Origin of the sequence: Streptomyces sp. NPDC058985, from assembly GCF_042740985.1 — a bacterium.
Lineage (GTDB): Bacteria > Actinomycetota > Actinomycetes > Streptomycetales > Streptomycetaceae > Streptomyces.
In genome coordinates, this window is sequence record NZ_JBHYJX010000016.1 from 79,618 (window position 1) to 104,820 (window position 25,203).

Here is a 25,203-nt window from a genome sequence, read left to right on the forward strand (position 1 = left end):
CGGGGGTGGGCCCTGGTGGGGCGGTGGGGTCGGGGGCGCGGCGGAGTCGGAGGGGCGCGGTGGGGTCGGGGGCGCGGTGGGATCGCGGGCGCGGTGGGATCGCGGGCGCGGTGGGATCGCGGGCGATGGACGTTGGGCACCCGGTGGAGTCGCGGGCGGTGGACGTTGGGGGCGTGGTGGAGTCGGGGGAGGTGAACGTTGGGAGCGGTGGACGTCGGGGGCGAGTGTCAGCGGCGGCGTCCGCGGGTCAGCAGTACGGCCGTGCCGCCGGCGGCGAAGAGGAGGAGGGTGACCGCCAGGGCCGTCTCGACCCGGCCGGGTCCGGTGCCGGCGAGTTCGTCGGCGTCGAGGGCGCCGGTGCTCCGGTTCTCCGGGGTGGCGGACCCGTCGGGGGATGTGTCGGGAGACGTGCCGGGGGGCGTGTCGGCGGGCGCGTCGGCGGGGGTGCCCGGCCCGACGCGGAAGCGGTAGTCGTTCGACTGGCCGATCCACTCGCCGTCGCCGTCCCGGCGCTGGACGACCGCCGCGTTGGCGGTGACCTCGCCGGGGGCGGTGTCCGAGGTCAGCGAGAGGCGCAGCTTCACGGTGAGGGTCTTGCCGGGGGCGACGGTGAAGCCGGCGAAGGGGTCGGTGGCCGCGTCGTCACCCTCACTCGGCTCGTTCACGCCGTCGCCCCCGGCCTCGGCCTCCGCCTCACCCTCGCCGAACGCGCCGATCAGTTCGTCCCGGTCGGTCTTCTCGAGGGTGACGGGACGGGGGTCGGCGCCGTCGTAGAACTCCAGTTGGGGCTGCGACGGCTCCAGGGCCCGCTCCTCGTCGACGAGGACGACGACCGGGTGGACTCCCGAGCAGGTGCGGGAGGTGGTGTTGGTGAGGTCCAGGTACCAGACGCCGAAGCCCCCGCCGGGTTCGTAGCGGTCGGGGCCGCCGTGGACGCGGGTGGTGAGCGGGAAGGTGTGGTCGTCCGGAGCGGTGCAGGCGGGCAGCGGCTGCGGGGACTCCGCGTGCGCGGGGACGGCGGGTACGAGGACGGCGGACGCGGCGGCGCAGGCGGCGAGCAGGGCGGCTGCCGCCACCGGGCGGGGGGACGTGGGCGTGAACAGTCGCATAAACACATGAGCGTGCCGGTGATGTCCGGCTTCGGGCACCGCCATTCGGGCCACGCCCCCCGGACGGAGCACCGACGCCCCCCGATCGACGGCCGGCGTCGGCGGCCGGCAGTCGGCAGTCGGCGGCGTCGCCGGTCGGCGGCCCGGCACCGCTCGGCCCGCTTTCCGCCAGACGGCAGCAAAGTGGCGCGATCGCGCGTTGCCGCTCCGCCCCGGCGGGCCGCAGCCTGAGGAGCGGGAGCGCTCCCACACCACCGGACCCCCAGCCCCTCACACCACCCCCACCCCACCTCCCCACCCAGCTGCCTCCCCACCCAGGAAGAGGCACCGGAAGAACACCCGCCCGCACCTGCCCCCTCCCCCGCGGGAAGAGAAGGACCAGAGGCCCATGAAACTGTCTTGTCATATACATGCTCTATTTCGCGCCACGGGACGACGCCTGAGACTCACCTTCGCCACCCTCGCCCTGGTGATCCCGGCCCTCCTGCTGACCGCCCTCGCCCCGGCACCCGCCGCGGCGGCGGAGCCCGCGGCACCCGTCCCCCTGCCGTCGCTCAGCGCGACCACGACCCAGGTCGCCTCCGGGCTGCGGCGGCCCACCGCCCTCGTCGCCCCCGACGACGGCACGGACCGGCTGTTCATCACCGAGAAGTCCGGCACGGTCCGCGTCTACCACCCGGACACCGGCCTGGCCGCAGCCCCGCTGCTCGACATCACCGCGGCCGTGGACGAGTCGGGCAACGAGCGCGGACTGCTCGGCATCGCGCTCCCGCCGGACTTCGCCGAGAGCCAGGACCTCTACCTGGCGTACACGGCGCTGCCCGACGGGGCGGTCACACTGGCCCGCTACCGGCTCGACGCGTCCCGCCTGGAGGTCCTGCTCTCCCAGGAGCACGCCGAGTACAGCAACCACAACGGAGGCCAGCTCGCCTTCGGCCCCGACGGCAAGCTGTACTGGAGCATCGGCGACGGCGGCGGCTCCGGGGACCCGTTCCGGTCCGGACAGCGGCTGGACACCCTGCTGGGCAAGATCATGCGTATCGACGTCAGCCGCGCCTGCGCGCCGCTCGCCTACTGCGTCCCCGCCGACAACCCCTTCGTCCGCACGCCCGGCGCCCGGGCGGAGATCTGGCTGTACGGGCTGCGCAACCCCTGGCGCTTCTCCTTCGACAGCGGTGACGGCTCGCTGTGGATCGGCGACGTCGGCCAGGGCCACTGGGAAGAGGTCGACCACATCCCCGCCGGGAAGGGCGGGCTGAACCTCGGCTGGTCCTGCTACGAGGGCCTGGAGGAGTTCGAGGGCGGCGACTGCGCGTCCGGCCAGGAGTACACCGAGCCGGTCTTCACCTACTCGCCGTACACCGGCGGCTGCTCGGTCATCGGCGGCCACGTCTACCGGGGCCGGGAGTACGCCGACCTGGTGGGCGGTACGTACATCGCCACCGACTACTGCTCGTCCACCGTCTGGGCGCTGCGTCCCGACGGGCGGGGCGGCTACGAGGAGGCCGAGATCGGGCGGATGCCCACCCAGGTCACGTCGATCGGCGTGACCGTCGACGGGGAGTTCTACGTGGTCAACGACCTGCCCGGCGGTCTGCACCGGGTGTCGTTCAGCCGGGAGGAGCCCACCTGCCGGGTGGACCGCAAGGTGACCCGCTGGGGCACCGGCACCACGGTGGACCTCACCGTCACCAACACCGGCGACGCCCCGGTGAACGGCTGGACGCTGGCGTTCCCGCTGTCCTTCGGGCAGACCGTCGTGTCCGACTGGAACACGGACCTGGTCCAGCTCAGCAACACGATCGACGCGGCCAACGCCCCGCACAACGCCACGATCGCGCCGGGTGCGAGCGTCACCCTCGGCTATCTCGCCTCGCACACCGGCGACGCGTCGCCGCCGCCCCGGTTCACGCTCAACGGGGACGCGTGCGCCGTCGGCTCCTGAGCGCCGCCGGTACGCCGTGAACGACGGTCGGACCGGGCCGGGCTCCCCACGGCCCGGTCCGGCCCGGCTCCGTCCTCGGTACCGGGACGTCAGGCGTCCCCCCGCCCGAACAACGGCGCGAGCAGCAGCTGCGCCGCGCCCTCCGCGACCCCGCGCACCCCGCCGGGCGCCATCCGCACCGGTACGGCGCCACCGTGACCGCCCTCCCGCCGGGCGCGGGCGTCGAGCACGGCACCGACCCCGGCGAGGAAGGCCTCCGGCGCGGCGGCGACGGTACGGCCGCCGAGCAGGACCAGGTCGATGTCCAGCAGCCCGGCGAGGTTCGCGGCGCCCGCGCCCAGCACCCGGGCCGCCTCCGTGACGTCACCGCGGGCGACGGCCCCGAGGCACAGCGCCTCTACGCAGCCGCGGGCGCCGCAGGTGCAGGGCGGCCCGTCCAGCTGGACGACCTGGTGCCCGAACTCCCCGGCACCCGTCCGGGCGCCCCGGTGCACCCCGCCGCCGATCACGAGGCCGGCGCCCAGTCCCGTACCGAGGTGCAGATAGGCGAAGGAGCCGCCTCCGCCGGGGCCCTCACCACCGACCGCGAGGCCCAGGGCCGCCGCGTTGGTGTCCTTGTCGACGACGACCGGCACACCCAGCCGCCGCACCAGCGCGTCCCGCAGGGGGAAGCCGTCCCACTCGGGGAAACCGGTGACCCGGTGCAGCACGCCCCGGACGTGGTCGAGCGGCCCGGGGAGGGCGACACCGAGGCCGAGGAAGGTGGGCGCGTCGGCGAGCGCCCCGCCGGGCGGCCTCAGGGTGTCCGCGACCAGCGTGCGGACCGCCCCCGCCACGCCCTCCAGCACCGCTTCCGCCCCCGCGCCCAGGTCCAGCGGGGAACGCCGCTCTCCCAGCACGGTGCCGTCCAGATCGACCAGCACCGCCCGCAGCTCGTCCCGGTCCAGGTGGACGCCGAGCGCGTGACCGGCCTCCGGCACCAGGCGCAGCACCGTCCGCGGCTTGCCGCCCGTGGACGCACGGCGTCCGGCCTCGGCGGCCAGGCCGTCCTCCCGGAGGCGTGCGGTGATCTTGCTGACCGCCTGCGGGGTGAGCCCGGTCCGCTCGGCGAGTTCGAGCCGGCTGATGCCCTCCGGGCCGGCCCCGCGCAGCAGGTCCAGGACGAGGGCGGTGTTGTGGCTGCGCAGGGCGAGCAGGTTGGCCCCGCCGGCCCCGCCCCGCATGCCGCTCATCCCGCCACCGCGCGCCGGGCCACCACGGATCCCCCACTCGGAGGGCACCGCGGAGGCCGCACCGGCTCCCCTACCGGCACCGGCGCCGACCCCCTCACCGCCGCCCGTACCGACCCCCTCACCACCACCCGCACCGACACCCACGCCGGCACCCGCACCGACCCCCTCACCACCGCCCGCACCGACCCCCTCACCACCACCCGCACCGACACCCACGCCGGCACCCGCACCGACCCCCTCACCACCGCCCGCACCGACACCCACGCCGACCCTCCTCACCGTCGCCGCCGCCCAGGCCCCCGCCCGCCCCCGTACCTCCGCCGTTCGCTCCGTTCACGCTCCCATTGTCCCCGGCGCTTGCACTTTGGCAACACCGTTGCGAAAGTGGGAGACATGACTGGTACTCCTCCCGCCCACGCCCCCGGCGGTCCGCTGCGCGTCGGCCTCGTCGGCTACGGCCTCGCGGGCTCCGTCTTCCACGCCCCGCTGATCGCCGCCACCGAGGGCCTGACCCTGGACACCGTCGTCACCTCGAACCCGGAGCGGCAGCGGCAGGCCCGCGCCGAGTTCCCGGACGTACGGACCGTGGCGACCCCGGACGAGCTGTTCGACCGGGCCGCCGAGCTGGACCTCGTCGTCATCGCGTCCCCGAACAAGACGCACGTGCCGCTCGCGACGACGGCCCTGAAGGCCGGTCTGCCGGTAGTCGTGGACAAGCCGGTCGCGGGCACGGCGGCCGAGGCGCGCGAGCTGGCGGCGCTGGCCGAGGAGCGCGGCCTGCTGCTCTCCGTCTTCCAGAACCGCCGCTGGGACAACGACTTCCTGACCCTGCGCCGGCTGATCGCCGAGGACGCCCTGGGCGACGTGTGGCGCTTCGAGTCGCGCTTCGAGCGCTGGCGGCCCAAGCCCAAGGGCGGCTGGCGCGAGTCCGGCGACCCGGCGGAGATCGGCGGCCTGCTGTACGACCTCGGCAGCCACGTCGTCGACCAGGCCCTGGTCCTGTTCGGCCCGGTCACGCAGGTGTACGCCGAGTCCGTCGTCCGGCGCGCGGGCGCGGAGGCGGACGACGACACGTTCATCGCCCTCACCCACGCGAGCGGCGTCCGCTCCCACCTCTACGTCTCCTCCACCGCCGCCCAGCTGGGCCCCCGTTTCCGGGTGCTCGGTTCGAAGGCCGGCTACGTCAAGCACGGCCTGGACCCGCAGGAGGCGGCGCTGCGCGAGGGCGCCCGCCCCGGCCCCGGCTGGGGCGAGGAGGACGAGGCGCTGTGGGGACGGCTGGGCTCCGGCGAGTCCCCGGTGACCGGCGGCGGCAGCGCGGCGCCGACCGTCCCCGGTGACTACCCGGCCTATTACGCGGCCGTGGCGAAGGCCCTGCTGGAGGGCGGCCCGAACCCGGTGGGCGCCCGGGAGGCGGCCGAGGCCCTGGACGTACTGGAGGCGGCCCGCCGGTCCGCCCGCGACGGAGTGGTGGTGGCCCTGTGAGCGCCGGACGCAACGAGACTCCCGTACCGACCGTGGCGGAGCTGGAGGAGCAGGAAAGCCGCCTGGTCTTCCGCCGGTTCACCCACGACGACGCGTGGGCGCTGGGCTCCCTGCTGGTGGAACTGGCCCGCGAGCGGCAGGCGCCCGTCGCCATCGACATCCACCGCGCCGGGCAGCAGCTCTTCCACGCCGCGCTGCCCGGCTCCACCCCCGACAACGACGCCTGGATCGCGCGCAAGCGCCGGGTGGTGGAACGGTACGGCTCGGCGTCGTACCTGGTCGGCTCCCGCCTCCGGGCCAAGGGCACGACGTTCGAGGAGTCCTCGCGGCTCGACCCCGACCGGTACGCGGCACACGGCGGCTCCTTCCCGGTCACGGTGGCCGACGTCGGCGTGGTCGGCTCGGTGACCGTGTCGGGGCTGCCGCAGGTGGACGACCACCGGCTCGTCGTGGAGGCCCTGGAGCGCTTCCTGGGCGAGTAGCCGGTACGCCGTCACGTCCTGGGCCTGCGCCCGAACGGCGGAACCCCGGGAATCAAGCCCCGTCCCCTCCGGTTGGCACGCGGTGTACGCATGACGATCACAACGCCCCACCGGAGGGATCGCGGCTGATGAGCGACACGAAGGCTTCTTTGCGGGAATCGGTCGGACGGTACGGCGTCTGGAGCGTGCAGCTGCGCGCCGACGGCCCGTCGGGGTCCGCCGAACGCGCCGAGGCGGCGGCCGAGTTGGAACAGCTCGGCTACGGCGCCCTGTGGCTGGGCGGCAACACCTCGGCCGCGCACGCCGCCCCGCTGATCGAGGCGACCTCACGGCTCGTCGTCGGCACCAGCATCCAGAGCATCTGGGAGCACGAGGTGGCCGAGACGGCGGCGAGCTTCGCCGAGCTGGAGGTGTCGCACCCGGGCCGCTTCGTACTCGGCCTCGGGGTGAGCCACGGCCCGCGCGTGAAGGAGTACAGCCGCCCGTACTCGACGATGGTCGACTACCTCGACGGCCTGGACCGGGCCGGGATGCGGTCCGGTCACCGGGTGCTGGCCGCGCTCGGCCCGAAGATGCTGGACCTCTCCCGGGACCGGGCCGCGGGCGCGATCCCGTACCTGGTCACCCCGGAGCACACCGCGCAGGCCCGCGAGCGGCTCGGCGAGGGGCCGCTGCTGGCCCCGGAGTTCAAGGTGGTCCTCGACTCCGACCCGGCCGGCGCCCGCGCGACGGCCCGCGCCTATCTCGCCCGGTACCTGGAGCTGCCGAACTACACGAAGAACTTCCTCAACCTGGGCTTCACCGACGACGACGTCGCCGGCGGCGGCAGCGACCGCCTGATCGACGCCGTCTTCGCCTGGGGCGACGAGTCCACGATCCGTGCCCGGATCGACGCCTTCCTCGACGCCGGCGCCGACCACGTGGCCCTCCAGGTGGTGGAGGACGACATGACGCGGACCCCCAGGGAGGGCTGGCGGCGGCTCGCCGCACTGCTGGACTGAGCGGTCATCGGTGCCCCGAGCTGACGCCGATCGCCTCGCAGTGGAACGGCACACCGCACGAGCCGTCGTACTGGGTGCTCCAGTACGACGGCATCGTGCCCTGAGCCTGCCCGAGCCCGCGGGGCGTCAGGCGTCCTTCAGTTCCTGCCGCTGCCGTCCCAGCCCGTCGATCTCCAGCTCGACGACGTCCCCGGCGCGCAGGTACGGCTTCGGCTCGGGCTGCCCCATCGCCACCCCCGCCGGCGTCCCGGTGTTGATGACATCACCGGGACGCAGCACCATGAACTGGCTGACGTACCGCACGACCTCGCCGACGGGGAAGATCTGGTCCGCCGTCGTCCCGTCCTGCCTCAGCTCGCCGTTCACCCACAGCCGCAGCGGCAGCCGCTGCGGGTCGGGTACCTCGTCGGCGGTGACCAGCCAGGGGCCCAGGGGGTTGAACGTCTCGCAGTTCTTGCCCTTGTCCCAGGTGCCGCCACGCTCGATCTGGAACTCCCGCTCCGACACGTCGTGCGCGACCGCGTACCCCGCGACGCACGCGAGCCCCTCCTCCGCCGACTCCAGGTAGCGGGCCGTGCGCCCGATCACGACCGCCAGCTCCACCTCCCAGTCGGTCTTGACGGACCCGCGCGGCACGAGCACGGTGTCGTGCGGCCCGACCACCGTGTCCGCCGCCTTGAAGAAGACGACGGGCTCGGCGGGCGGCTCGGCCCCGGTCTCGCGGGCGTGGTCGTGGTAGTTCAGCCCGATGCACACGACCTTGCCGATGTGCGCCACGGGCGGCCCGACGCGCAGCCCGGCGCCGTCCAGCGCGGGCAGCCCACCGGCCTCGGCGGCGGACCGTACCCGGCCGAGCGCGTCCGGGTCGGCGAGCAGCGCTCCGTCGATGTCCGTCACCACGCCCGACAGGTCACGCAGGATCCCGTCGGCGTCGAGCAGCGCGGGTCGCTCCGACCCCGCCGTACCGACTCGCAACAGCTTCATGATCCCCAACTCCTCGGTCTCGGGCAGCCCGCCCGACGAGGTGCGGCCTGGGTGCGGCAGGACGCGACACCATCGGAGGGTTGGTCGATCCTCCAAGGTCAGGGTCCACTCCGCAATACCCCGTTCACGTACTGGACCGTAGCCTCGGCGACGCCGCACCCTCACCGGTACAGGACGGCCCGCTCCACGACGCTCCACGTGGTGCTGGTGACGACGTACAGCGCGGCGGCCAGCGGCACCACCGCCACGGTGACGAGCGTGAAGAAGGACATGAACGGCATGACGCCGGTGATCGCCCCGAGCCCCGGCATCCGCTGCCCGTCCGCCTCCGCCTCCGGCAGCAGGGGACGGTCGGCCATCGTCCGCTTGGTCAGCCGGTAACTGAAGAAGGCCACCCCGGCGACGACGGCGAACAGCGCGGCGTACACGAGACCGGCGCCTCCGAAGGGCCCGCCGTCGCCGAGCGCGTCGGCCCACCGCCCGCCGAGCGGGGCGGCGAGGAGCTGGTGGGAGAGGAGCGCGTTGGCCTCGCCGCCGATCGAGGAGCTGGAGAAGAGGTGGTAGAGGAGGAAGAACGCGGGGATCTGGCACAGGCTGGGCAGGCAGCCCGACAGCGGGGACACCTTCGCCTCGGTGTGCAGGTCGAGGACGGCCCGCTGCAGCCGCTCGGGGTTCTTCGCGTGCCTGCGGCGCAGTTCGGCGATCCTCGGCTGGAGTTCGGCGCGTGCCTTCTGCCCGTGGGCGGCGGCCCGGGACAGCGGGTGGACGAGGAGCCGTACGAGGGCGGTGAACAGGACGATGGCGGCGGCCGCGGCGGAGGCGCCGAACAGCGGCTGGAGCAGGTCGGCGAGGTGCTCGACCAGGCTGGCGAAAACGGACATGAGTGGGTGAGCCCTCCGAGGGTCTCGTCGTGCCGGACTGGGACTGCGGCATGACGACACGACCCGCGCGGGGATATGTCCTGGTGGAAGGGGTGCCCTACGCGGTGGTCGCCGGGAGGGCGTGTCCGGGCGCTCGGGGCCGGCGGCGGCCGGGGGCGTCGGGATCGCGCTGGGGCAGGAACGCGGTACGCAGGTCCCGGTCCCTGATGGCCGTACGCACCCGGGTCGGCGGCACGGCGGGCACGCAGCGCGCGGCGATGACGGCGCAGACGGCGAGCGCGGAGCCGACGGCGGCGGTCGCGGCGAGCGCGACGGTCGCGGAGAGGCTGCCCACGTCGACGAGCGCTACGGGGAGGAGAACGAGCAGCAGGACGAGAAGGGGGCGCGGGACGGCCCGTTCGGCCCGTTCCTGGGTCATCGGCGGCTCCCCCTCTCCCCTGCGTTCTCGCACGCGCACATTGACGCGCACCTTCTCGTACGCGCGTTTGCCCCAGTTATACAGGACTTGGCACGGGCACTGGGCGGGACTCCTGCCCGGCCCGGTCCTCGCGGTCGCGGGCCCGGGCAGCGGCCCGTCCTGGCCGACGCCGTGCTGCCGCTGCTCTCGCCGGTGTCCGCCACCCGGGTGCCTCACCTTCGTCACCTCCCGGCAGTACGGTGTCCCCCATGCGCCCCGACACGCCCGCCGAGAACGTCGACCACGCCGCCGAAGCCGCCCGCCTGGAGCGGACCGCCGGCCTCTACCCCGAGGACGCGGAGGCCCTGCTGCTGCGCGCCGCGGCCCACCTGGAGGTCTCCGGCGACCGCCCCTCCGCGACGAGGCTCTACGACCGCCTGCTGTCCTCCGCCGCCGGCTCCCCCGAGTTGGAGAACCCGTCGCTGGTCCGCGCTCTGAAGGCGTCGAACCTCTGGGAGTACGACCACGAGGCGGAGGCCAGGGCGATCATCGACGGTGTCCGCGCGGCGGCACCGCGCGACCCGGCGGCCTGGGTGATCGTGGCCGAGGCCCTGGAGTCCCACGACGAGCTGGAGGCGGCGCACGAGACGTTCACGGAGGGCGCCCGCCTGCTCGTGGCGGACGGCGCGGAGCCGCCGTACTCGACCCACCCGCTCCTCTACGGCCGCCACCGCGTCCGCAGGATGCTGGGCCTGCCCCACGACGAGTGGGACGCCCTGGCCGACACCCTCCACACCATGCCGGTCTCCCTGGACGAGCTGCACGACCCGAAGCGGGTCTGGTCCCTGGGCTCGGACGACCCGGCGGACCTGGAGGCGGAGATCTCCCGCCTCCGCGCCGAGCTGGGCGCCTACCGCGAGGCCCTGTCCCGTCCCTTCCCGGTTGCGATGCTGCACTGGCCGGCCGGTGAACTGACGGAACTGCTGGAGGGGTACCCGGCCCTGGCCGCCGAGTACCCCTCCTACGAGGAGCACCTGGCGACGATAGAGGCGGCCCTGCGCGAACTCGCCTCGTCCGGCACCCCGAACCTGGGCGTGGTCCCGGGCACGGTCCCCTCCTACGAGGCCTTCGCCGCGTCGGAGAGCGCGTCCCCGGCCGACCCGTCCCTGCTCCCGCAGTACGCGACGACACTGGCGGCCCGAGGGCTGGCGGTCGCGTGGCCGCCGCAGCGGGGGGCGGCCTGCTGGTGCGGGTCGGGACGGGCGTACGGGGAATGCCACGGCTCGGACCAGGACTGACTGGACTGGGACTGGACTGGACTCGACTGGGACTGGACCAGGGCCTGTCCGACGGCTTTCGGTACGGGTCAGGCGTCGCGGTAGCGGGTGGCCAGGTCGGTGCTCTGGCCCCCGAAGGCGGCGAGGTCGGCGGCGAAGACGCCCTCCAGGAGGCGGTGGTCCTCGACACCGGGCGCGCTGACCGTCTCACCGAGTTCCAGACCGCGCAGAGCGCCGGTGACGACGTCGGCGGGGCTCATGCGCGGGACGCCGCTGAGGTCCATGCCCTGCACGGAGTGGAACTCGGTGGCGACCACGCCCGGGCACACCACGTGGACGCGGACACCGGAGTCCTCGACCTCGGCGCCGAGCGTCTGTGACATCGCCACCAGGTAGGCGAGCGCACCCGCGTAGACGGCGCGGCGCGGCATCTGCTCCTTGCTGGCGGGGCCGGAGAAGGCGATCATCCCGGCGACGTTGACGACGGTGCCGCTACCCCGGCGCTGCATGCCGCCGACGGCGGCGCGCATGAGCTGGGTGGGGGCGAGGACCTTGACGTTCACCAGTTCCCGGGCCTTGTCGGCGGGCAGGTCGGCCAGCGGCATGTAGTGGGCGACGCCCGCGTTGTTGACGAGGACGTCGAGCGGCTCGTCGGCACAGTACGCCGCCACCGCGTCGACACCGGCCTCGGTGGACAGGTCGGCGGCGACCGCGCGCACGGCGACCTCGGGATGCGCGGCGGCGAACGCGGCGAGGCGGTCCTCCCGGCGGCCGACGACGATCAGGTCGTAGCCGTCGGCGGCGAAGCGTTCGGCGAAGGCCCGGCCGATGCCGGAGGTCGCGCCGGTGACGAGGGCGAGCTTGCTCATGTGGTTCTTCCTGTCGGTGACCGGCGCTGCGGCCGGCGGGTTCGGGAGGTTCAGGCCGTCTCCCACCCTCGCCCCGGCCCGCGCGCCCAGCCAGTTCCCCGCGTAGCCAGGGGAGTGACAGGGCCCCCTCTCCCGGCCCGGAGTCGGCCTAGCGTGGGCGTATGAACGAGCAGCCGAATCCGCTGGGTGAGTTCCTGCGCGCGCGGCGCGAGCTGGTGACCCCCGAGGAGGCCGGCATCCCCGTCAGGGGCGTGCGCCGGGTGCCGGGGCTGCGGCGCGAGGAGGTGGCCATGCTGGCGGGCATCAGCGCCGACTACTACCTGCGCCTGGAGCGCGGCCGGGACCGCAGGCCGTCCCTCCAGGTCCTCGAATCGCTCGCCGGGGTACTGCGGCTCGACGACGACACGCGCGCCCACCTCTTCGGCCTGGCCGCCGACCGGCCCCGCCGCACCCGGCGCCGGCGCCGGGAGACGGTGCCGCCCAGCACCGCCCGGTTCGTCGAGCTGCTGCCCGTGCCCGCCTTCGTCGAGGGCCGCCACCTCGACGTCCTCACGGCCAACCCGCTCGCCGCCGCGCTCTCCCCGCGCCTGGTCACGGGCGGCAACCGGCTGCGGGACGTGTTCCTCGACCCGGCCGAGCAGGGCCTCTTCCCCGACTGGGAGGGAGCAGCGGCGGCCCTCGTCGCCGGCTTCCGGGAAGCGGTCGGCACGAACACCGACGACCCCCGCTGCGTCGAACTCGTCGGGGAGCTGTCCCTCGCGAGCCCGCTCTTCCGCAGACTCTGGGCCCGGCACGACGTACGCCCCCGCGGCAGCGCCACCGTGCTCTTCCGGCACCCGCAGGTCGGAGACCTGACCCTCAGCCGCGAGAAGCTCCACATCACCGACACGGACGGCATGATGCTGGTCGCCTTCCACCCGCTCCCCGGCACGCCGGACGCGGAACGGCTGGCGCTGCTGCGGTCGGCGACAGCGGGGCGCTGACGGGGGCGGGCGGTGGGCTGGAGCGGGGAGCCCCCCTGACGCTGGGCGACGATCTCATCCCCCGCGGCTGAGCCGTCTCGGGGGCGGGGACCGATGAGTTCCCTCCGTGCCGGACGTCTACAGGTTCGACAGTGCGACATCCCTGACGCATCCCGCCGGACCCGAGCGGTCATGGCGACACACGAGGAGACGAAACGCCATGAGCACCGAGCAGACCCCCACCCCGGCCCCGGCCGACGGCCTCTCCTACACCCTGACCCGCACCCTGGACGCCCCCGCGTCCAAGGTCTGGCAGGCCTGGACCACCCCTGACCAGTACGCCCAGTGGGCCCACGCGGCCCCCGGCTCCGTAGAGATGGACGTCCGCCCGGGCGGCCCCTGGAAGGCCACGATGCGCACCCCCGACGGCACGGAGTTCCCCCTCACGGGCTCCTATGTCGAGGTCACCGAGAACCAGGCCCTCACCATCGGCATGGACGTCCCGGGCCGCCCGGACCAGGCGACGATGACCCTCGAACTGACGGAACAGGGCCCGCGCAACACGCTGCTCGTCCTGCGCCAGACCTGCGACTCGGTGGAGGAGCGGGAGATGGCGGAGGAGGGGAGCGGGATGCTGCTCGATGGGCTGGAGGGGTTCTTGGGGGACGGGGCGAAGGGCTGAGCCCCCTCAGTCTCCCGGACACGCGGGGCGCGGGTCGCGGACACATGCGGATGCGGCTCGCGGGCCGGGACTGGCTTCTTGTACGGATGCGAGTACAGAGGCTGCGTGACGCCGTACGCCGTATCGAGGCCCTGACCTGCACGCGCCCAACCGTCGGCCGGACGCAGGTCCTGAGGTTCACCGACAGAATGGCACCGTGCCCGAAGCCGAGACGACAGGGACACAGGAGTCCGTAGGTCGAATCCGACACCGACGGCCAAGGGCACTGGTACTGAGCAGAGTTTGCGCCCGCGCCCCGGTCACCCACGCAGGACCGTTCCCGAAAGCAGCCCTGAGCGACCTGACGCGTTACACACTGTTGTCACACCACCACCCGCGATAGCCTGCCCGGCGACCTCGGGCTGCACGGCCTGGAAGGACACGGAGAAACGCGAGGACAGCGGTGGAGCGGCGCGGAATGCGGGGACATTACGACGAGCTCGCGGCCGAGTACGACGAGCACTGGGTCTACGGACCGGAGTACGTCCCGTGGATGTCCGGCCGGATCGCCGAGGCACTACGGCTCCGCCCCGCCGACCGAATCGCCGACATCGGCTCCGGCACAGGCCTCTTCGCCCGAGAGCTGGCCAGGCAGCTACGCCCCAGCGTTCCCATTCTGTGCGTTGACCCCTCCGAAGCGATGCTCCGAGGACTCGGCACCCCGCCCGCGCCGGAGCTGAAGCCGATCGTCGCCTCGGCAGAGGACATCGCCGAAGCCCGGGTCCGGCTGCCGTACGAGGAAGTAGACGCGATCTGGATAAAGGAGGCGGTGCACCATGTCGCCGACCCGGCGCGCACCTTGCGCGGGCTCACCGACCGGCTGGCCCCGGGCGGCCGGCTGCTGATCGTCATGCTTCCCACCACCATCAGGTACCCCCTGTTCAAGGCGGCCCTCTCGCGCTTCGAAGAGCTGCAGCCGGACCCGGCCCTGATCGAAGGGCATCTGTACCGGGCCGGGTTGGAGACCGGGCTCAGCTACGTCGAGCACGAACTCCGCATCGACCGTGACAGGTACCTCGACATGGTCCGCGCCCGCTACATGTCGCTGCTCTCCACCTTCAGTGACCGCGAGATCGAGAAGGGCGTCGAAGAGATGCGAGCGGCCCACCCGGAGCCCGTGCTGGTCTTCCCGGACCGGTTCGCGTTCGTTCTCGGCCAACGTCAGGGGGACAACACGTGAGTACCGTCGTCGACGAACGGCTGCGGCGCCTGCGCAGGGAACTCGACGATCACTCGCGAATCGCCGACCGTCTCGGACTCGACCTGGAACGCCCGTTACGGTCGCTCAACGACGGCTATCCGGAGAACGCGGTCTCACTGGTCGGGAAGCTGACCGAGAAGCTCCTCAAAGAGCTGTGGCGGCATCACGATGTCGAGGGTGACCCCTCGACCAAGGCGCTCAACGACCTGGTCAAGCGCTGCCGCCCGTACATCCGCAGCAGCACGGTTCTGGACGCACTGGACGACATCCGGCGGCTGCGCAACCGCTCCACGCACGACGGGTACGAGATCAGCGACGAGGACGGGCTGCTCGCCGTGCGAAGGCTCGTCGATGTCCTCATCTGGTTCACGGACACCGGGAGCGCGGCCCTGCTCGGCGGGGAACCGGACGTGGCCCCCGAGGTCGCACGTCGCTGCGAATTCCTCGCAGGTCTTCACGTCACCCTCGGCTACCGGCAGGCCAAGCGGTTCGTGCTCAGCCCGGACACCGTGTACCTGCTGTTCTGCCGGGAATCAGGGATGCGGCTCGAGTACGTGGAGCTGCTGCTCTCCCGAGACGCCGACGACCTCGGCACCGTCCTCACCTCCCGCGGCGGTGAACTGCTCCGAACGCGGCTGCCCAAGCTCACCCGGTTCGTCGTGGTGGACAACGACGGTGGTGCGGCTCCCGGCGCGCTCCACCAGCTGCTGGGAACGGACTTCCGGATCGTGCGATACGACGGCTTCGTCGACACCGTCGTCAATCTCGACACCCACCTCGCCGGATTTTCCGGAGTTGTCGCCCCCGGCGACGACGTCAATGGGGCTCCCCCCGGGCCTCGAACCGTGTTCGCCGCATCGGTCCTGAGCGCCGACCCACGCACCGGCGAATCGACGGTGACGGAGTCCGGGGACGCGGCCGAGCTGCTTGCCCGTCTCGCCGGCGGCAGCGCCAACGTCCTGGTCACCGGACGCCCCGGCAGTGGAAAGAGCACCCTTCTGCGCGCCCTGGCCGCGGATCCGGAGGTCCGCCGCTTCCGCTTCTACTTCGATCTCGGCCTCAAGCCGAAGGACGAGCCCTTCTCCGAGTACGCCGCCCGTGTCCTCGCACCGGCCATGGCCTCGGATCGTTCCCGCGCGTACGAGCTCTTCCTCTACCTCATCCGCTCCGGGACCGCGCTGTGCGTACTGGACGCCTTCGACGAAGGGGTCACGGAACCGAGCCCCGGCGGGTTCCTGCGCCTGTTCACCGATCTGTCAGCCGTCCTGTCCGCCGAGTCCGCCGTCGTCATCAGCTCCCGAGTCTCGTTCTTGGCGGACTCGCCCCAGGTACGTCAGCTGGTGGACAGCGGCGCCGGCCGCTCAGAACAGCTGGTGGAGCAGATGTACGCGAACGGGGTGGATCCGTCCCGCGTTCCGCACTTCCATGTCGTCCGCCTCACCGAGCCCGAGGCGACGCCGCTCGAGCGAGGTCTCACCGCGCGACTCGATCTTGCCCCGGGCCGACCTCTCGCGGAGATCCTCGGTACGCACCTCACGCGAACACTGACCGAGCGTGGGCGTCCCGAGCTGGAACAGCGCCTACCCACCACACTGGGCCGGGCGTTCCTGACCGACCGCACGGTGTTCTCCCTGCTGGACCTGCATCGCGAACTGGGCGGCGACGCCTTCACGGACGGACGGCTCGATCCGGCCTCCTGCGTCCTCGCGCCCCTACTGCGCCCGGCGGGGCCGGACCACGTAGCTTTCGCGCACACCGCTTACCAGGAGCTGTTGGCTGCCCGGTATCTCGCAGATCCGGCTCATCGGGAAGCCGTGGCCGACTTACCCGGCGGTGCCTTCCTGACAGAGCAGGTACGTGCCTTCCTCGCCGGAATGCCCTACGACGCCGGCGGCGCCGACGCCACGGAGGGCGATGACTGCGTGCTGCCCGCCGGTGCGTACCTCGTGGGACCGGCCGAGCGGTTACTGGTCCGACGCGTCACGCGCCCCGTCCTCTTCGACCGCCGTGCCGTGACGGTCGCCCGCTACCGGCGTTTCCTCGACTCACTGGACCAGGACGGGACTTCGCGCTGGGACCACCCGGACCAGCCGTCCCACATCACCCACCGTCCCTGGACCAACCGTTTGCGCCACCCCGACTACTACGAGAACCCGCGCTTCGACAATCATCCGGCAATCTGCGTCAGCTGGTGGAGCGCCTACGCGTTCGCGGCCTTCGAAGGAAAACGGCTGCCGACCGCGCTCGAATGGGAGGCGGCCTCGCGCGGAGCCGACGGGCGGCTCTTCCCTTGGGGCGACGCCCCGGACACCAGCCGGGTCAACTGCGCCGACACGTGGGTGGGCCACCCCGTCACGACCTATCAGGCATGGCTTCGGGACTTCGCGGGTGAGGGCGTCCGCCGGGCAGGGGCCAACCCCGCGGACGAACGCCCCGGCAACCGTTCCCCGTTCGGCGTCCTGGACATGGTGGGCAACTGCTGGGAGTGGACCTCCACATCGGTGGACGACCCGGCCGAGGCCGTCATCTGCGGCGGAAGCTACGACAACCCGATGCGCGCGGTGCAGACCAGCACGAAAGGCATCTACCGCAAACGCGGTGGAAGCAACGCGGTCGGTTTCCGCTGCGTCGAGGACGTGGACACGGGGGACGGCTCCGCCACGGCCCGGAGCGTCAGCACGACTGAGGTGGAGGGGACAAGGCCATGAGCGTCAGCGGCGAGGGCGGGAGTTTCGGCGGCAGCGGTGGGCCGCGGCACGGGACCATCGTGGACCGGCGGCCGAGCGGAGGAGGAGCAAGTGGCACGGTCGGTTCCTACGTCGTCCGGGACGACGATGACGAGCGGTACTACAACTTCGACTACCGACAGATCGTGACGGAGGGGTTCCGCACGATCCGTACCGGTGAGCATGTGCGCTTCCACATCAGTGCCACGAGCCCCGGCCAAGCGGAGTTCGTCATCCGTCTCGACCAGCCCGACCCGGCTGAGTACTACCGGTGACGGCTGCCGACGCCACGCCACGGCTCGACGACGTCACGGGAGCCCGGCAGGAACTGACCGTCGTCCTGCCCGCGCGTCTGCGCCGTGCCCCCAGTTGGCCACAGGGCCCGTTCCCGTTCGAACTCGGCAGCCGCCGCACGGACTCGGCGACGAGATCGACCTACTTCGCCCCCGCGAGCGCCCGGGCCCTCTACGGCAGCCCCGAGCGCCCCCGCCGCTGGCACGTGCCGATGGACCTCAAGCACGACGGGCTGCACCTGCTGGGAATAGAACTGCTCCGTGCGGCTACGGCCCGCGACCCCGACCATGCGCTGGCCGTCCTCCACTTGAGCGCCGAGACACCGCTCCTCCCGGTGCTTCGCACCCTGGCCGGCCGCGGCTCGCCCGCCACCGACGAGCCGCTCGTCGGGCTCACCGGACCGCTCGATCCGACCCTGCTCCTCGACGGTGTTGCCGACGTCGGGGACGCGACCACGCCCTTCGCACTCTCCAGGCCCTACACGATCGCGTTCCTCACCCCGACGGCACATCACACGCCCGCGCTCCGCGACGGCCCCGAGGGCGAACTGCCCACCACTGCCGACCGCTGGCTGTGGCAACTCGCTTCTCGCTCCAGCCCGCAGGACTTCCCGCTGGCTCCGGAGACTCTCGCGACTCACCTCCAGGACGCCGTACGCATCTCCGGGGACTGGAGCGCCCTGGTACTGCGGCAGGGCGCCGCCTTCCTCGGCCACCGCCCCGACACCGGCGACACGGACTTCTACCGCTTCGGCGCGCTCCATTCCCGCACCGTCTACCTGGACGCTCTCCTCCTCGGCTCCCTCCAGCGCGACCACATCGACGAACTCACCGACGAGCTGTCAGAGGTGTTCACCTCGCCCCGGCACCTGGCCCGCCGCGTCGCCGCCCTGGAACGCAACATCGCGCACTTCCGCAGCGGCTACTGGCGTCAGCACCTCACCGCCCACGGCCCCGCGAACGAGCTCCTCCTCGCCTTCCAGAACCAGCACCGGCTCCCGGCCCGCTTCAACGAGATCCTCGCCGAGGCCGGCGACTACAGCCGCCTGGTCCAGACCCAGGAGAGCCAGCAGATCAGCGGTGCCCTGGGGGTCCTGACCGTCCTCGGCCTACCGCTGGGCACGGCCCTGGGCATCCTCCAGGTCCTGGGCGACGAATCCCCGTCCCACCTGCTCATCGCCCTGGCACTGTCGGTGGCGGCTACGGCGGGGGTGCTGACCACGCGGTACGGGCGGTTGGTGTTGTCGTCTTTGCGGGGTGGGGAGAGGGGCCGGTAGCCCTTGTGGCCTTCCTGGCCGATGCGGAGCCAACCATCGATGAACTCCTCGTACAAGGATCCCCGGCACAATGTCAGCGTGCCCGAGCCCGTCCCCTCTTCCGCCGCCGTGTCCGCCCGCATGAGCCGACAGGGGTCCCGCGACACGGCCCCGGAGATCCCGGTGCGGCGACTCCTCCACGCGTCGGGCATGCGCTACCGCGTGAACGTGCCGATGCCGGGCATGGCCCGCCGCACGATCGAGATCGTCTTCCCCAGAGCCAAGGTCGCGATCTTCCTCGACGGTTGCTTCTGGCACGGCTGCCCACAGCACGCCACGCAGCCGAAGTCCAACACCGAGGGGTGGCGGGCGAAGCTCGACAAGAACATGGCCCGCGACGTGGAGACCACCCGGCGCTTGCAGGACCAGGGGTGGACGGTCCTTCGGTTCTGGGAACACGAGACACCGGAGAGTGTGGCGAACCGGGTCAGCGAATCCCTGGCCGAGGCTGTCTTCCCCCGCCCCAGGATTCACACCGGGCGCGCGTTGAAGGGTCCGCTTCCGGTCGGTCGGCCCATCCCTCGTGTCAGTGGCTCCTGCTAGAACTGCCTCCACAACAACATGGTGGGGAAAGGGGTCGGGGTGGAGCAGCCTGGGAGTCGGGAGCAGCCGGTCGCGGGGGTCTACGAGCAGTTGGTCACGGACCGCGTGCGCGGGGAACTGGAGCGTCTTGAGGCCGCGGGCTGGAAGGCCGTCGACGCCGAGGTCGGCGCAGAATCGTCACCCCATGTGCTGGCCCGCCACGTGGGTGACATGGTGGCCCGCCATCTCAACCAGCTCCGGCCCGAACACCGAGTTCCCTTCGCCAACCGGGTGCTTGAGTCCCTGGCAGCAGAGGTCGGTCAGCAGAATGGAGCCGAGCCGGTCAGCGCCATCGTCGAAGGTCCCAGGCAGTTGCTGGCCTTGGCGGAACAGGAGGCACCGGGCGCCTATGCGATCCGTCCGCTCACGCCACTCTCCGAGACCTCTCTTCTCACCAACTCACCCGAGGACCTCAATCTGGGCGCAGAGTTGCGGGCAGAGTTGGCCACTGCGGATCGGATCGACCTGCTCTGTGCCTTCGTGAAGTGGTACGGCATCCGTGTACTGGAGGACTCACTCCTCGCAGCCAAGGAGCGGGGCGTCCCGATCCGGATCATCACCACGACCTACATGGGCGCAACGGACCGACGCGCGCTCGACCGGCTGGTGCGCGAATTCGGCGCCACCGTGAAGGTGAACTACGAGACCCGCTCGACCCGGCTGCACGCCAAGGCGTGGTTGTTCCGGCGCGGGACCGGATTCGACACGGCGTATGTCGGGAGCTCGAACCTCTCCCGTGCGGCGCTGCTCGACGGCCTGGAGTGGAACGTACGACTGTCGTCGGTGGCCACACCCGCGGTGATGGACAAGTTCGAGGCCACCTTCGAGGCGTACTGGAACGACGCGGCGTTCGAGACGTACGACCCGGATGAGGACGGCAAGCACCTCGACGCGGCGCTGGCCCAGGCGGGTGGGACGGCGTCGACCACAGACTTGAAGATCAACCTTTCCGGTCTTCAGGTGCACCCCTTCCCGCACCAGCGGGACATGCTGGAGCGCCTCAGTGCAGAGCGCGAGATCCGCGGACGGCACCGCAATCTGCTGGTCGCGGCGACCGGCACGGGAAAGACCGTGATGGCCGCCCTCGACTACCGCGATCTGAGTAATCAGGCGATCTCCGGTCTACCCAGGCTGCTGTTCGTGGCGCATCGCAAGGAGATCCTCAAGCAGTCCTTGCGTACGTATCGCGAAGTGCTGGACGACGCCTCGTTCGGAGAGTTGCTGTACGGCGGGGCCGATCCACAGGAGTGGACCCACGTCTTCGCCAGCGTCCAGTCACTCAACGTCCAGAGGCTGGAGCAGCTCGCGCCGGACCACTTCGACGTCATCGTCATCGACGAGTTCCACCACGCCACGGCCACTACGTATAGGCGGGTGATCGAGCACTTCACGCCGAAGGAGCTGCTGGGACTCACCGCCACCCCGGAGCGGATGGACGGGCTCAATGTCCAGGACGAATTCTTCGATGGCCGCATCGCCGCCGAGATGAGGCTTTGGGAAGCCCTGGAGAACGACCTGCTGTCTCCCTTCCACTACTTCGGCATCCCGGACGGGACCGATCTGACGAACCTCACTTGGCAGAAGGGCTCGTACGCCGACCAGGAGCTCGGCAGTCTCCTCACTGGCAACGACGCGCGAGCCCGCATCGTCGTCAAGCAGATCCGGGACAAGATCTCCGACCCCGGTGCCATGCGTGCGCTCGGTTTCTGCGTCACCAGAGCGCACGCCCACTTCATGGCCGACTACTTCCGGAAGGCTGGCTTCCAGGCTGCGGCGCTCGACAGCGACTCGCCAGCCGAAGTACGTGCCAAAGCGCTGTCCGACCTTCAAGCAGGCGAGCTCCAGGTCATCTTCTCGGTGGACTTGTTCAATGAAGGGCTCGACATCCCTGACGTGGACACGCTGCTCCTGCTGCGGCCCACCAGTAGCGCCACCGTCTTCCTCCAGCAACTCGGGCGAGGACTACGGCGTACCGATACGAAGCCGGTACTCACCGTCCTCGACTTCATCGGACAGCACCGCGCCGAGTTCCGCTTCGAGGAACAGTTCCGGGCCATGACCAACCTGTCGCGCAACCGACTGGTCGAGCACATCGAGCGAGGCTTTCCGCAATTGCCGTCCGGATGCCAGATCATCTTGGAAGGCAAGGCGAAGAGGCTGGTCCTCGACAACATCAGGACCCAACTGGCCGCCACCGTGAAAACGCTGGTGAAGGAGGTCAGGGGGTACAGCACTCCTCTCCTCGCCGACTACCTTCACGAGAGCCGTCGAGAGATCAAGGAGCTGTACAAGAACGGGAACTCCTGGACTCTCGTACTGCGCCGTGCCGGACTGGCCACTGAACCGGCTCCACCGGGAGAGGAGCCGCTGCTCAAGCGGGTCCACGCTTTCCTGCACGTGGACGATCCCGAGCGTGCCCAGGCTTACCTGAGCCTCCTAGCGGACGACGCTCCGCCGTATGAGGAGCTCGACAAGACGACCCAGGCATACGCCCGCATGTTGTTCTTCAACCTGTGGGACAACGCGGGCTCCTTCACCAGCTTTGCGGAGGGCCTCGCGGCGCTGCGTCCGCAGCAAGCCCTGAGGGACGAACTCCGGCAGGTGCTGTCGTACGTCATCGACCAAGCGGACCATGTCCCGATCCCGCTGTCCGGAGCGCTCGGTCCGGTACCGCTGAAGGTCCACAGCTCGTACAACCGGTCGGAGATCCTGGCCGGCCTCGGCATAGCTCGGTTCGGTGGGCAGATGCCGCGATCCTTCACCCAGGGCGTGCAGTGGGCGGAGGAGTTTCAAACGGACGCACTGCTGGTCACGCTGGAGAAGGACGAGAGGGACTTCTCACCCACGGTCCGCTACAAGGACTACGCAGTCAGCCCCAACCTCTTCCACTGGGAGTCCCAGAACGCGATCTCCCCCGGTTCTCCGACTGGCATGCGCTATCAGCAGCACGCCAGTCGTGGCAGCCAGATCCTGCTGTTCGTGCGTCGCTACTCGGTCACGGACACGGGCAAGTCACAGCCGTGGATGCTCCTAGGCCCGGCGACCTACGTGAAGCACACCGGCAGCAAGCCGATGGCGATCACCTGGCAACTCGATCACGCGCTTCCGGCCGACGTGTGGTCCTACTCTGCCGCGATCCAGGCGAGTTGATGCACGCACGTCGACCCTGGACGCGATAGCTAGGGCAGTCGCGCTTCGAACTCCGCCTCGAAGTGCGACTGTGCCCGATCAAGCGCGTCGTCGATGTCCCACCCTTGCGCCCGGAACCAAAAGAGGAGGTCGGTGATGGCATTGATCGCTGCCTCTTCCTCCATCACCGCCGCCAGCCGTCCTTGATCCACCGATTGCCGCGTAGGCGAAAGCCCTGAGCCGCTGTACAGGCTTAATACGTCCACGGCCCGGGCCAGTCGCGGCATCGGCGTGCGCTGCCGCGCGCCCCAGGCAGCATCCATGCGGAACTCGCACCATGTCACCTTGTGATCACCGGCAAGCTCCACACCCCAGCGATCACTCACGGCGTCGACAAGCGCCATACCGCGGCCTGCCTCCGCGTCCAGACCCGCCCGCGTGAGCGTCGGAAGGGCGCGAGCATCGGGATCGCGAACCTCGATGCGCAGATGGGAGCCGCCGAGTGAAACAACGATGGTGGACGGCGTCCCCGGCCCGACGTGCTTGATGACATTGGCGACGAGTTCGCTGGCGCAGAGCTCGGCTGCCTCCGTCAGCCCATGCAGCCCCCAGTACTCCAGGTGCATTCGCAAGGCACGCCGCAGAGCCCACACCTGATCGGCCTCTGCAAGAAACGGCAGCCTCCACGGCTGAGTTGGCCTCCATAGAGAGTCATCCATGCCGTACCCGCTCCCCACTGTCGATGCCACCTGTGATGTGCCGATGACTCAGCGTTGCACTGAAACTCTCGAAATGGAACTCTCATCATGCATCCATAGAGGCACTCAGCCGCACCGCGCGCCCCCGGCGCACACCGTCTTGCCGCCACCGCCAGCAGAGCAGCACGATCTACTGCACCAACGCGAAGGACTGATGACATGGCAGTCGGACCCACCACTCGTAGGCGCCAACTAGGCGCCGACCTGCGACGACTCCGGGAGTCCAAGGGGCTGACGCTCGAAGAGGCAGGATCCCGCGTCGGCATCTCGAAGGCGACGCTTAGTCGCTATGAGACGAAGGAGGGCACGGTCAAGTGGCCTGCCGTGGATGCCCTATGCCGTGAGTACTCTGCATCGGACGCAGAGCGCCTGGCACTGGTCGAGTTGGCGAAGGGCGCCAAGATCCAGGGATGGTGGCGGTCTCTCGCGGACCCCATCCCAGAGTCCATGAACCTGATGCTCACACTGGAAGACGAGGTCGTACGCGAGGACCACTACGCGTGCATGTACGTTCCGGGACTCCTACAGACGCGCGCCTACGCAGAGGCAGTCCATCGCGCTTCAGAAGTGCACTGTGACGAACGCGAAGTGCAGCACATGGTCGACATTCGCATGAAACGGCAGGAGTTGCTGGAACGCGATGAGCCCCCACACATCTGGTGCGTGATCGACGAAGCCGCGATCCGCCGTCAGGTCGGGGGCCGCGAAGTCATGCGGGAGCAGCTCGCACACTTGCTGGCCTGCGCCGAGCGACCTCATGTCACCCTCCAAGTCCTCCCGTTCTCCTTGGGAGCGCATGCCGCCGCAGTCGGTAGCTTCGTCACGCTTCGCGGCCAAACCCGGGAGCTGGACGTGATCTATGTGGACCTCCTCGGTGGTGGGCTGTTCATGGAGAAGCCGGAGGAACTGGAGCGATATAGGTTGGCCTTCGACTACCTCAGCGCCCAGGCGCTCGACCTCGAGTCCTCCGTCGAACTCATCGACCGAGTCAGCAAGGAGTGAGTCTTGATAGCAGCCGATCCGGAGCCCCGCTGGTTCAAGTCCTCGTACAGCGGCGGCAGCGGTACTGAATGCGTGGAGTGCGCCTACGTCGCACACGGCACATTGATACGCGACTCCAAGTACGCCGATGGCCCCATACTGGACGTGCGGCTGAGCAGCTGGTGCGCCTTCATCGGCTCAGTACGCCACGGCTCGCAGCCGTCCTCCTGACCGACCGACGCAGGTGCGGCCAATTCACCTCACACCGAAGGGCAAGGTCGTGGAGATCGACGCGTACTCACCGTTGCCCTTGCGGACCATCGGGGACGTACGGGCAGCTCTGACGGCAGACCTCGGGTCCTCCGGTGACAAGGAGAACTTCGAGAGTGATTTGCTGCGCGCTCTGGAGGTTTCATCGGAGGCAATTTCCACGGCCGTGACCGCAGTGATCGTCGACTACCGGGGACGGATCCGCCTGTGCCAGGATCCCGACTTCGAGGCCGCCGTCCAGGAGGGCATCGACCTCACGATGCGACTGAAGCGGCAAGCCAGAAGCGAGTGATCGATGTCGTATCCTGCCCATGACCACGGTTTTGCGGTCACTGGGCCCTTTCAGAGTGGCCACCGATCGGGTGACCGGCCGGCGGCCCGCCTGGAGAGGCAGCGCTGCCTCACTGGCATTGATCAGGGAAAACGCTGATCCAGTGACTCAGAGAGGGGCGGGGGCGGGGGGTCCCGGCGCCCCCCCCCCCCCCCCCCCCCCCCCCCCCCCCACCCCAACCCCCCCCCCCCCCCCAAAATCCCCAACAAACCCCCCCCCCCGCCCCCAACACCCCACCCCCCCCCAAACCCCCCCACAAAAAAAACCACCA

At 70.8% G+C, this 25,203-nt stretch carries 23 protein-coding genes; 16 read left to right on the forward strand and 7 right to left on the reverse strand.

What is annotated here, in order from left to right:
- Positions 1–227: 227 nt before the first annotated feature.
- Positions 228–1,109, reverse strand: coding sequence for a hypothetical protein (locus tag ACFW01_RS16905; RefSeq protein WP_384504264.1), 882 nt, complete (start codon positions 1,107–1,109; stop codon positions 228–230).
- Between the two features lie 388 nt (positions 1,110–1,497).
- Here ACFW01_RS16905 and ACFW01_RS16910 point away from each other — a divergent pair, with 388 nt between their 5' ends.
- Positions 1,498–3,054, forward strand: a complete 1,557-nt coding sequence (locus ACFW01_RS16910; protein WP_384504266.1) for a PQQ-dependent sugar dehydrogenase — start codon at positions 1,498–1,500, stop codon at positions 3,052–3,054.
- Between the two features lie 89 nt (positions 3,055–3,143).
- Here the strand turns inward: ACFW01_RS16910 and ACFW01_RS16915 are convergent, their stop codons facing one another.
- Positions 3,144–4,286: an ROK family protein gene (locus ACFW01_RS16915; protein ID WP_384504268.1), complete on the reverse strand. Its 1,143-nt coding sequence runs from the start codon at positions 4,284–4,286 to the stop codon at positions 3,144–3,146.
- 393 nt (positions 4,287–4,679) lie between these two features.
- Between ACFW01_RS16915 and ACFW01_RS16920 the strand changes: the two genes are divergently transcribed.
- The 3 genes from ACFW01_RS16920 (at position 4,680) to ACFW01_RS16930 (ending at position 7,254) form a co-directional block, all read left to right on the forward strand.
- Positions 4,680–5,771, forward strand: coding sequence for a Gfo/Idh/MocA family oxidoreductase (locus ACFW01_RS16920; protein WP_234959606.1), 1,092 nt, complete (start codon positions 4,680–4,682; stop codon positions 5,769–5,771).
- Positions 5,768–6,253: a heme-degrading domain-containing protein gene (locus tag ACFW01_RS16925; protein ID WP_234959605.1), complete on the forward strand. Its 486-nt coding sequence runs from the start codon at positions 5,768–5,770 to the stop codon at positions 6,251–6,253. The genes ACFW01_RS16920 and ACFW01_RS16925 overlap by 4 nt, the downstream gene beginning before the upstream one ends.
- A 128-nt stretch (positions 6,254–6,381) precedes the next feature.
- A complete protein-coding gene (locus tag ACFW01_RS16930) occupies positions 6,382–7,254 on the forward strand; it encodes an LLM class F420-dependent oxidoreductase (RefSeq protein ID WP_234959604.1) in 873 nt (290 codons plus the stop codon).
- Positions 7,255–7,380: 126 nt separating this feature from the next.
- On the opposite strand, the gene ACFW01_RS16935 is transcribed toward ACFW01_RS16930, so the two are convergent.
- From ACFW01_RS16935 to ACFW01_RS16945, 3 genes are all read right to left on the reverse strand, one after another.
- A complete protein-coding gene (locus tag ACFW01_RS16935; protein WP_234959603.1) occupies positions 7,381–8,238 on the reverse strand; it encodes a fumarylacetoacetate hydrolase family protein in 858 nt (285 codons plus the stop codon).
- A 161-nt stretch (positions 8,239–8,399) separates the two neighbouring features.
- Positions 8,400–9,119, reverse strand: coding sequence for a YidC/Oxa1 family membrane protein insertase (locus ACFW01_RS16940; RefSeq protein WP_384504271.1), 720 nt, complete (start codon positions 9,117–9,119; stop codon positions 8,400–8,402).
- Positions 9,120–9,216: 97 nt separating this feature from the next.
- Entirely contained in the window at positions 9,217–9,537 is a 321-nt protein-coding gene (locus tag ACFW01_RS16945) for a DUF6412 domain-containing protein (RefSeq protein ID WP_234959601.1), read from the reverse strand.
- A 248-nt stretch (positions 9,538–9,785) separates the two neighbouring features.
- Here ACFW01_RS16945 and ACFW01_RS16950 point away from each other — a divergent pair, with 248 nt between their 5' ends.
- Complete coding sequence (locus ACFW01_RS16950) at positions 9,786–10,814, forward strand: SEC-C domain-containing protein (protein WP_384504274.1); 1,029 nt, start codon at positions 9,786–9,788, stop codon at positions 10,812–10,814.
- A gap of 68 nt (positions 10,815–10,882) precedes the next feature.
- Here the strand turns inward: ACFW01_RS16950 and ACFW01_RS16955 are convergent, their stop codons facing one another.
- Positions 10,883–11,662, reverse strand: coding sequence for an SDR family NAD(P)-dependent oxidoreductase (locus ACFW01_RS16955; RefSeq protein ID WP_384504276.1), 780 nt, complete (start codon positions 11,660–11,662; stop codon positions 10,883–10,885).
- Positions 11,663–11,823: 161 nt separating this feature from the next.
- On the opposite strand from ACFW01_RS16955, the gene ACFW01_RS16960 reads away from it, so the two are divergent.
- The 8 genes from ACFW01_RS16960 (at position 11,824) to ACFW01_RS16995 (ending at position 22,613) form a co-directional block, all read left to right on the forward strand.
- Positions 11,824–12,645 (forward strand): helix-turn-helix domain-containing protein, encoded by an 822-nt coding sequence (locus tag ACFW01_RS16960; RefSeq protein WP_384504278.1) that lies wholly within the window; start codon positions 11,824–11,826, stop codon positions 12,643–12,645.
- Between the two features lie 199 nt (positions 12,646–12,844).
- Positions 12,845–13,306: an SRPBCC domain-containing protein gene (locus ACFW01_RS16965; protein WP_384504280.1), complete on the forward strand. Its 462-nt coding sequence runs from the start codon at positions 12,845–12,847 to the stop codon at positions 13,304–13,306.
- A 457-nt stretch (positions 13,307–13,763) separates the two neighbouring features.
- A complete protein-coding gene (locus ACFW01_RS16970) occupies positions 13,764–14,525 on the forward strand; it encodes a class I SAM-dependent methyltransferase (RefSeq protein WP_384504282.1) in 762 nt (253 codons plus the stop codon).
- Positions 14,522–17,254: an SUMF1/EgtB/PvdO family nonheme iron enzyme gene (locus ACFW01_RS16975; RefSeq protein ID WP_384504284.1), complete on the forward strand. Its 2,733-nt coding sequence runs from the start codon at positions 14,522–14,524 to the stop codon at positions 17,252–17,254. The genes ACFW01_RS16970 and ACFW01_RS16975 overlap by 4 nt, the downstream gene beginning before the upstream one ends.
- The gene (locus ACFW01_RS16980; protein WP_384504286.1) at positions 17,251–17,547 is read left to right on the forward strand and encodes a hypothetical protein; all 297 of its coding nucleotides are present in this window, start codon (positions 17,251–17,253) and stop codon (positions 17,545–17,547) included. Before ACFW01_RS16975 ends, ACFW01_RS16980 begins: the two co-directional genes overlap by 4 nt.
- A complete protein-coding gene (locus ACFW01_RS16985) occupies positions 17,544–18,842 on the forward strand; it encodes a hypothetical protein (protein WP_384504288.1) in 1,299 nt (432 codons plus the stop codon). The genes ACFW01_RS16980 and ACFW01_RS16985 overlap by 4 nt, the downstream gene beginning before the upstream one ends.
- Positions 18,843–18,920: 78 nt before the next feature.
- Positions 18,921–19,424 (forward strand): very short patch repair endonuclease, encoded by a 504-nt coding sequence (locus ACFW01_RS16990; protein WP_384504290.1) that lies wholly within the window; start codon positions 18,921–18,923, stop codon positions 19,422–19,424.
- 18 nt (positions 19,425–19,442) lie between these two features.
- On the forward strand, positions 19,443–22,613 hold the full coding sequence (locus tag ACFW01_RS16995) for a DUF3427 domain-containing protein (protein ID WP_384504292.1): 3,171 nt from the start codon (positions 19,443–19,445) through the stop codon (positions 22,611–22,613).
- A gap of 29 nt (positions 22,614–22,642) precedes the next feature.
- On the opposite strand, the gene ACFW01_RS17000 is transcribed toward ACFW01_RS16995, so the two are convergent.
- The gene (locus tag ACFW01_RS17000; protein ID WP_384504294.1) at positions 22,643–23,311 is read right to left on the reverse strand and encodes an ATP-binding protein; all 669 of its coding nucleotides are present in this window, start codon (positions 23,309–23,311) and stop codon (positions 22,643–22,645) included.
- Between the two features lie 198 nt (positions 23,312–23,509).
- On the opposite strand from ACFW01_RS17000, the gene ACFW01_RS17005 reads away from it, so the two are divergent.
- From ACFW01_RS17005 to ACFW01_RS17015, 3 genes are read left to right on the forward strand one after another with little or no spacing between them, the layout of a single operon-like run.
- Complete coding sequence (locus tag ACFW01_RS17005; protein WP_384504296.1) at positions 23,510–24,352, forward strand: helix-turn-helix domain-containing protein; 843 nt, start codon at positions 23,510–23,512, stop codon at positions 24,350–24,352.
- A gap of 3 nt (positions 24,353–24,355) precedes the next feature.
- Positions 24,356–24,562 carry a DUF397 domain-containing protein gene (locus ACFW01_RS17010; protein ID WP_384504298.1) on the forward strand — a complete coding sequence of 69 codons (207 nt, stop codon included), beginning with the start codon at positions 24,356–24,358 and terminating at the stop codon, positions 24,560–24,562.
- A gap of 49 nt (positions 24,563–24,611) precedes the next feature.
- Positions 24,612–24,893, forward strand: coding sequence for a hypothetical protein (locus ACFW01_RS17015; RefSeq protein WP_384504300.1), 282 nt, complete (start codon positions 24,612–24,614; stop codon positions 24,891–24,893).
- Positions 24,894–25,203: the final 310 nt, after the last annotated feature.

Coding starts and splice junctions, on each gene's coding strand:
- ACFW01_RS16950 (WP_384504274.1), top strand. CDS start 9,786: ATGCGCCCCGACACGCCCGCCGAGAACGTCGACCACGCCGCCGAAGCC.
- ACFW01_RS17000 (WP_384504294.1), bottom strand. CDS start 23,311: ATGGATGACTCTCTATGGAGGCCAACTCAGCCGTGGAGGCTGCCGTTT.
- ACFW01_RS16920 (WP_234959606.1), top strand. CDS start 4,680: ATGACTGGTACTCCTCCCGCCCACGCCCCCGGCGGTCCGCTGCGCGTC.
- ACFW01_RS16945 (WP_234959601.1), bottom strand. CDS start 9,537: ATGACCCAGGAACGGGCCGAACGGGCCGTCCCGCGCCCCCTTCTCGTC.
- ACFW01_RS16960 (WP_384504278.1), top strand. CDS start 11,824: ATGAACGAGCAGCCGAATCCGCTGGGTGAGTTCCTGCGCGCGCGGCGC.
- ACFW01_RS17005 (WP_384504296.1), top strand. CDS start 23,510: ATGGCAGTCGGACCCACCACTCGTAGGCGCCAACTAGGCGCCGACCTG.
- ACFW01_RS16930 (WP_234959604.1), top strand. CDS start 6,382: ATGAGCGACACGAAGGCTTCTTTGCGGGAATCGGTCGGACGGTACGGC.
- ACFW01_RS16905 (WP_384504264.1), bottom strand. CDS start 1,109: ATGCGACTGTTCACGCCCACGTCCCCCCGCCCGGTGGCGGCAGCCGCC.
- ACFW01_RS16915 (WP_384504268.1), bottom strand. CDS start 4,286: ATGAGCGGCATGCGGGGCGGGGCCGGCGGGGCCAACCTGCTCGCCCTG.
- ACFW01_RS16980 (WP_384504286.1), top strand. CDS start 17,251: ATGAGCGTCAGCGGCGAGGGCGGGAGTTTCGGCGGCAGCGGTGGGCCG.
- ACFW01_RS16995 (WP_384504292.1), top strand. CDS start 19,443: ATGGTGGGGAAAGGGGTCGGGGTGGAGCAGCCTGGGAGTCGGGAGCAG.
- ACFW01_RS16935 (WP_234959603.1), bottom strand. CDS start 8,238: ATGAAGCTGTTGCGAGTCGGTACGGCGGGGTCGGAGCGACCCGCGCTG.
- ACFW01_RS16970 (WP_384504282.1), top strand. CDS start 13,764: ATGCGGGGACATTACGACGAGCTCGCGGCCGAGTACGACGAGCACTGG.
- ACFW01_RS16940 (WP_384504271.1), bottom strand. CDS start 9,119: ATGTCCGTTTTCGCCAGCCTGGTCGAGCACCTCGCCGACCTGCTCCAG.
- ACFW01_RS16910 (WP_384504266.1), top strand. CDS start 1,498: ATGAAACTGTCTTGTCATATACATGCTCTATTTCGCGCCACGGGACGA.
- ACFW01_RS16955 (WP_384504276.1), bottom strand. CDS start 11,662: ATGAGCAAGCTCGCCCTCGTCACCGGCGCGACCTCCGGCATCGGCCGG.
- ACFW01_RS16965 (WP_384504280.1), top strand. CDS start 12,845: ATGAGCACCGAGCAGACCCCCACCCCGGCCCCGGCCGACGGCCTCTCC.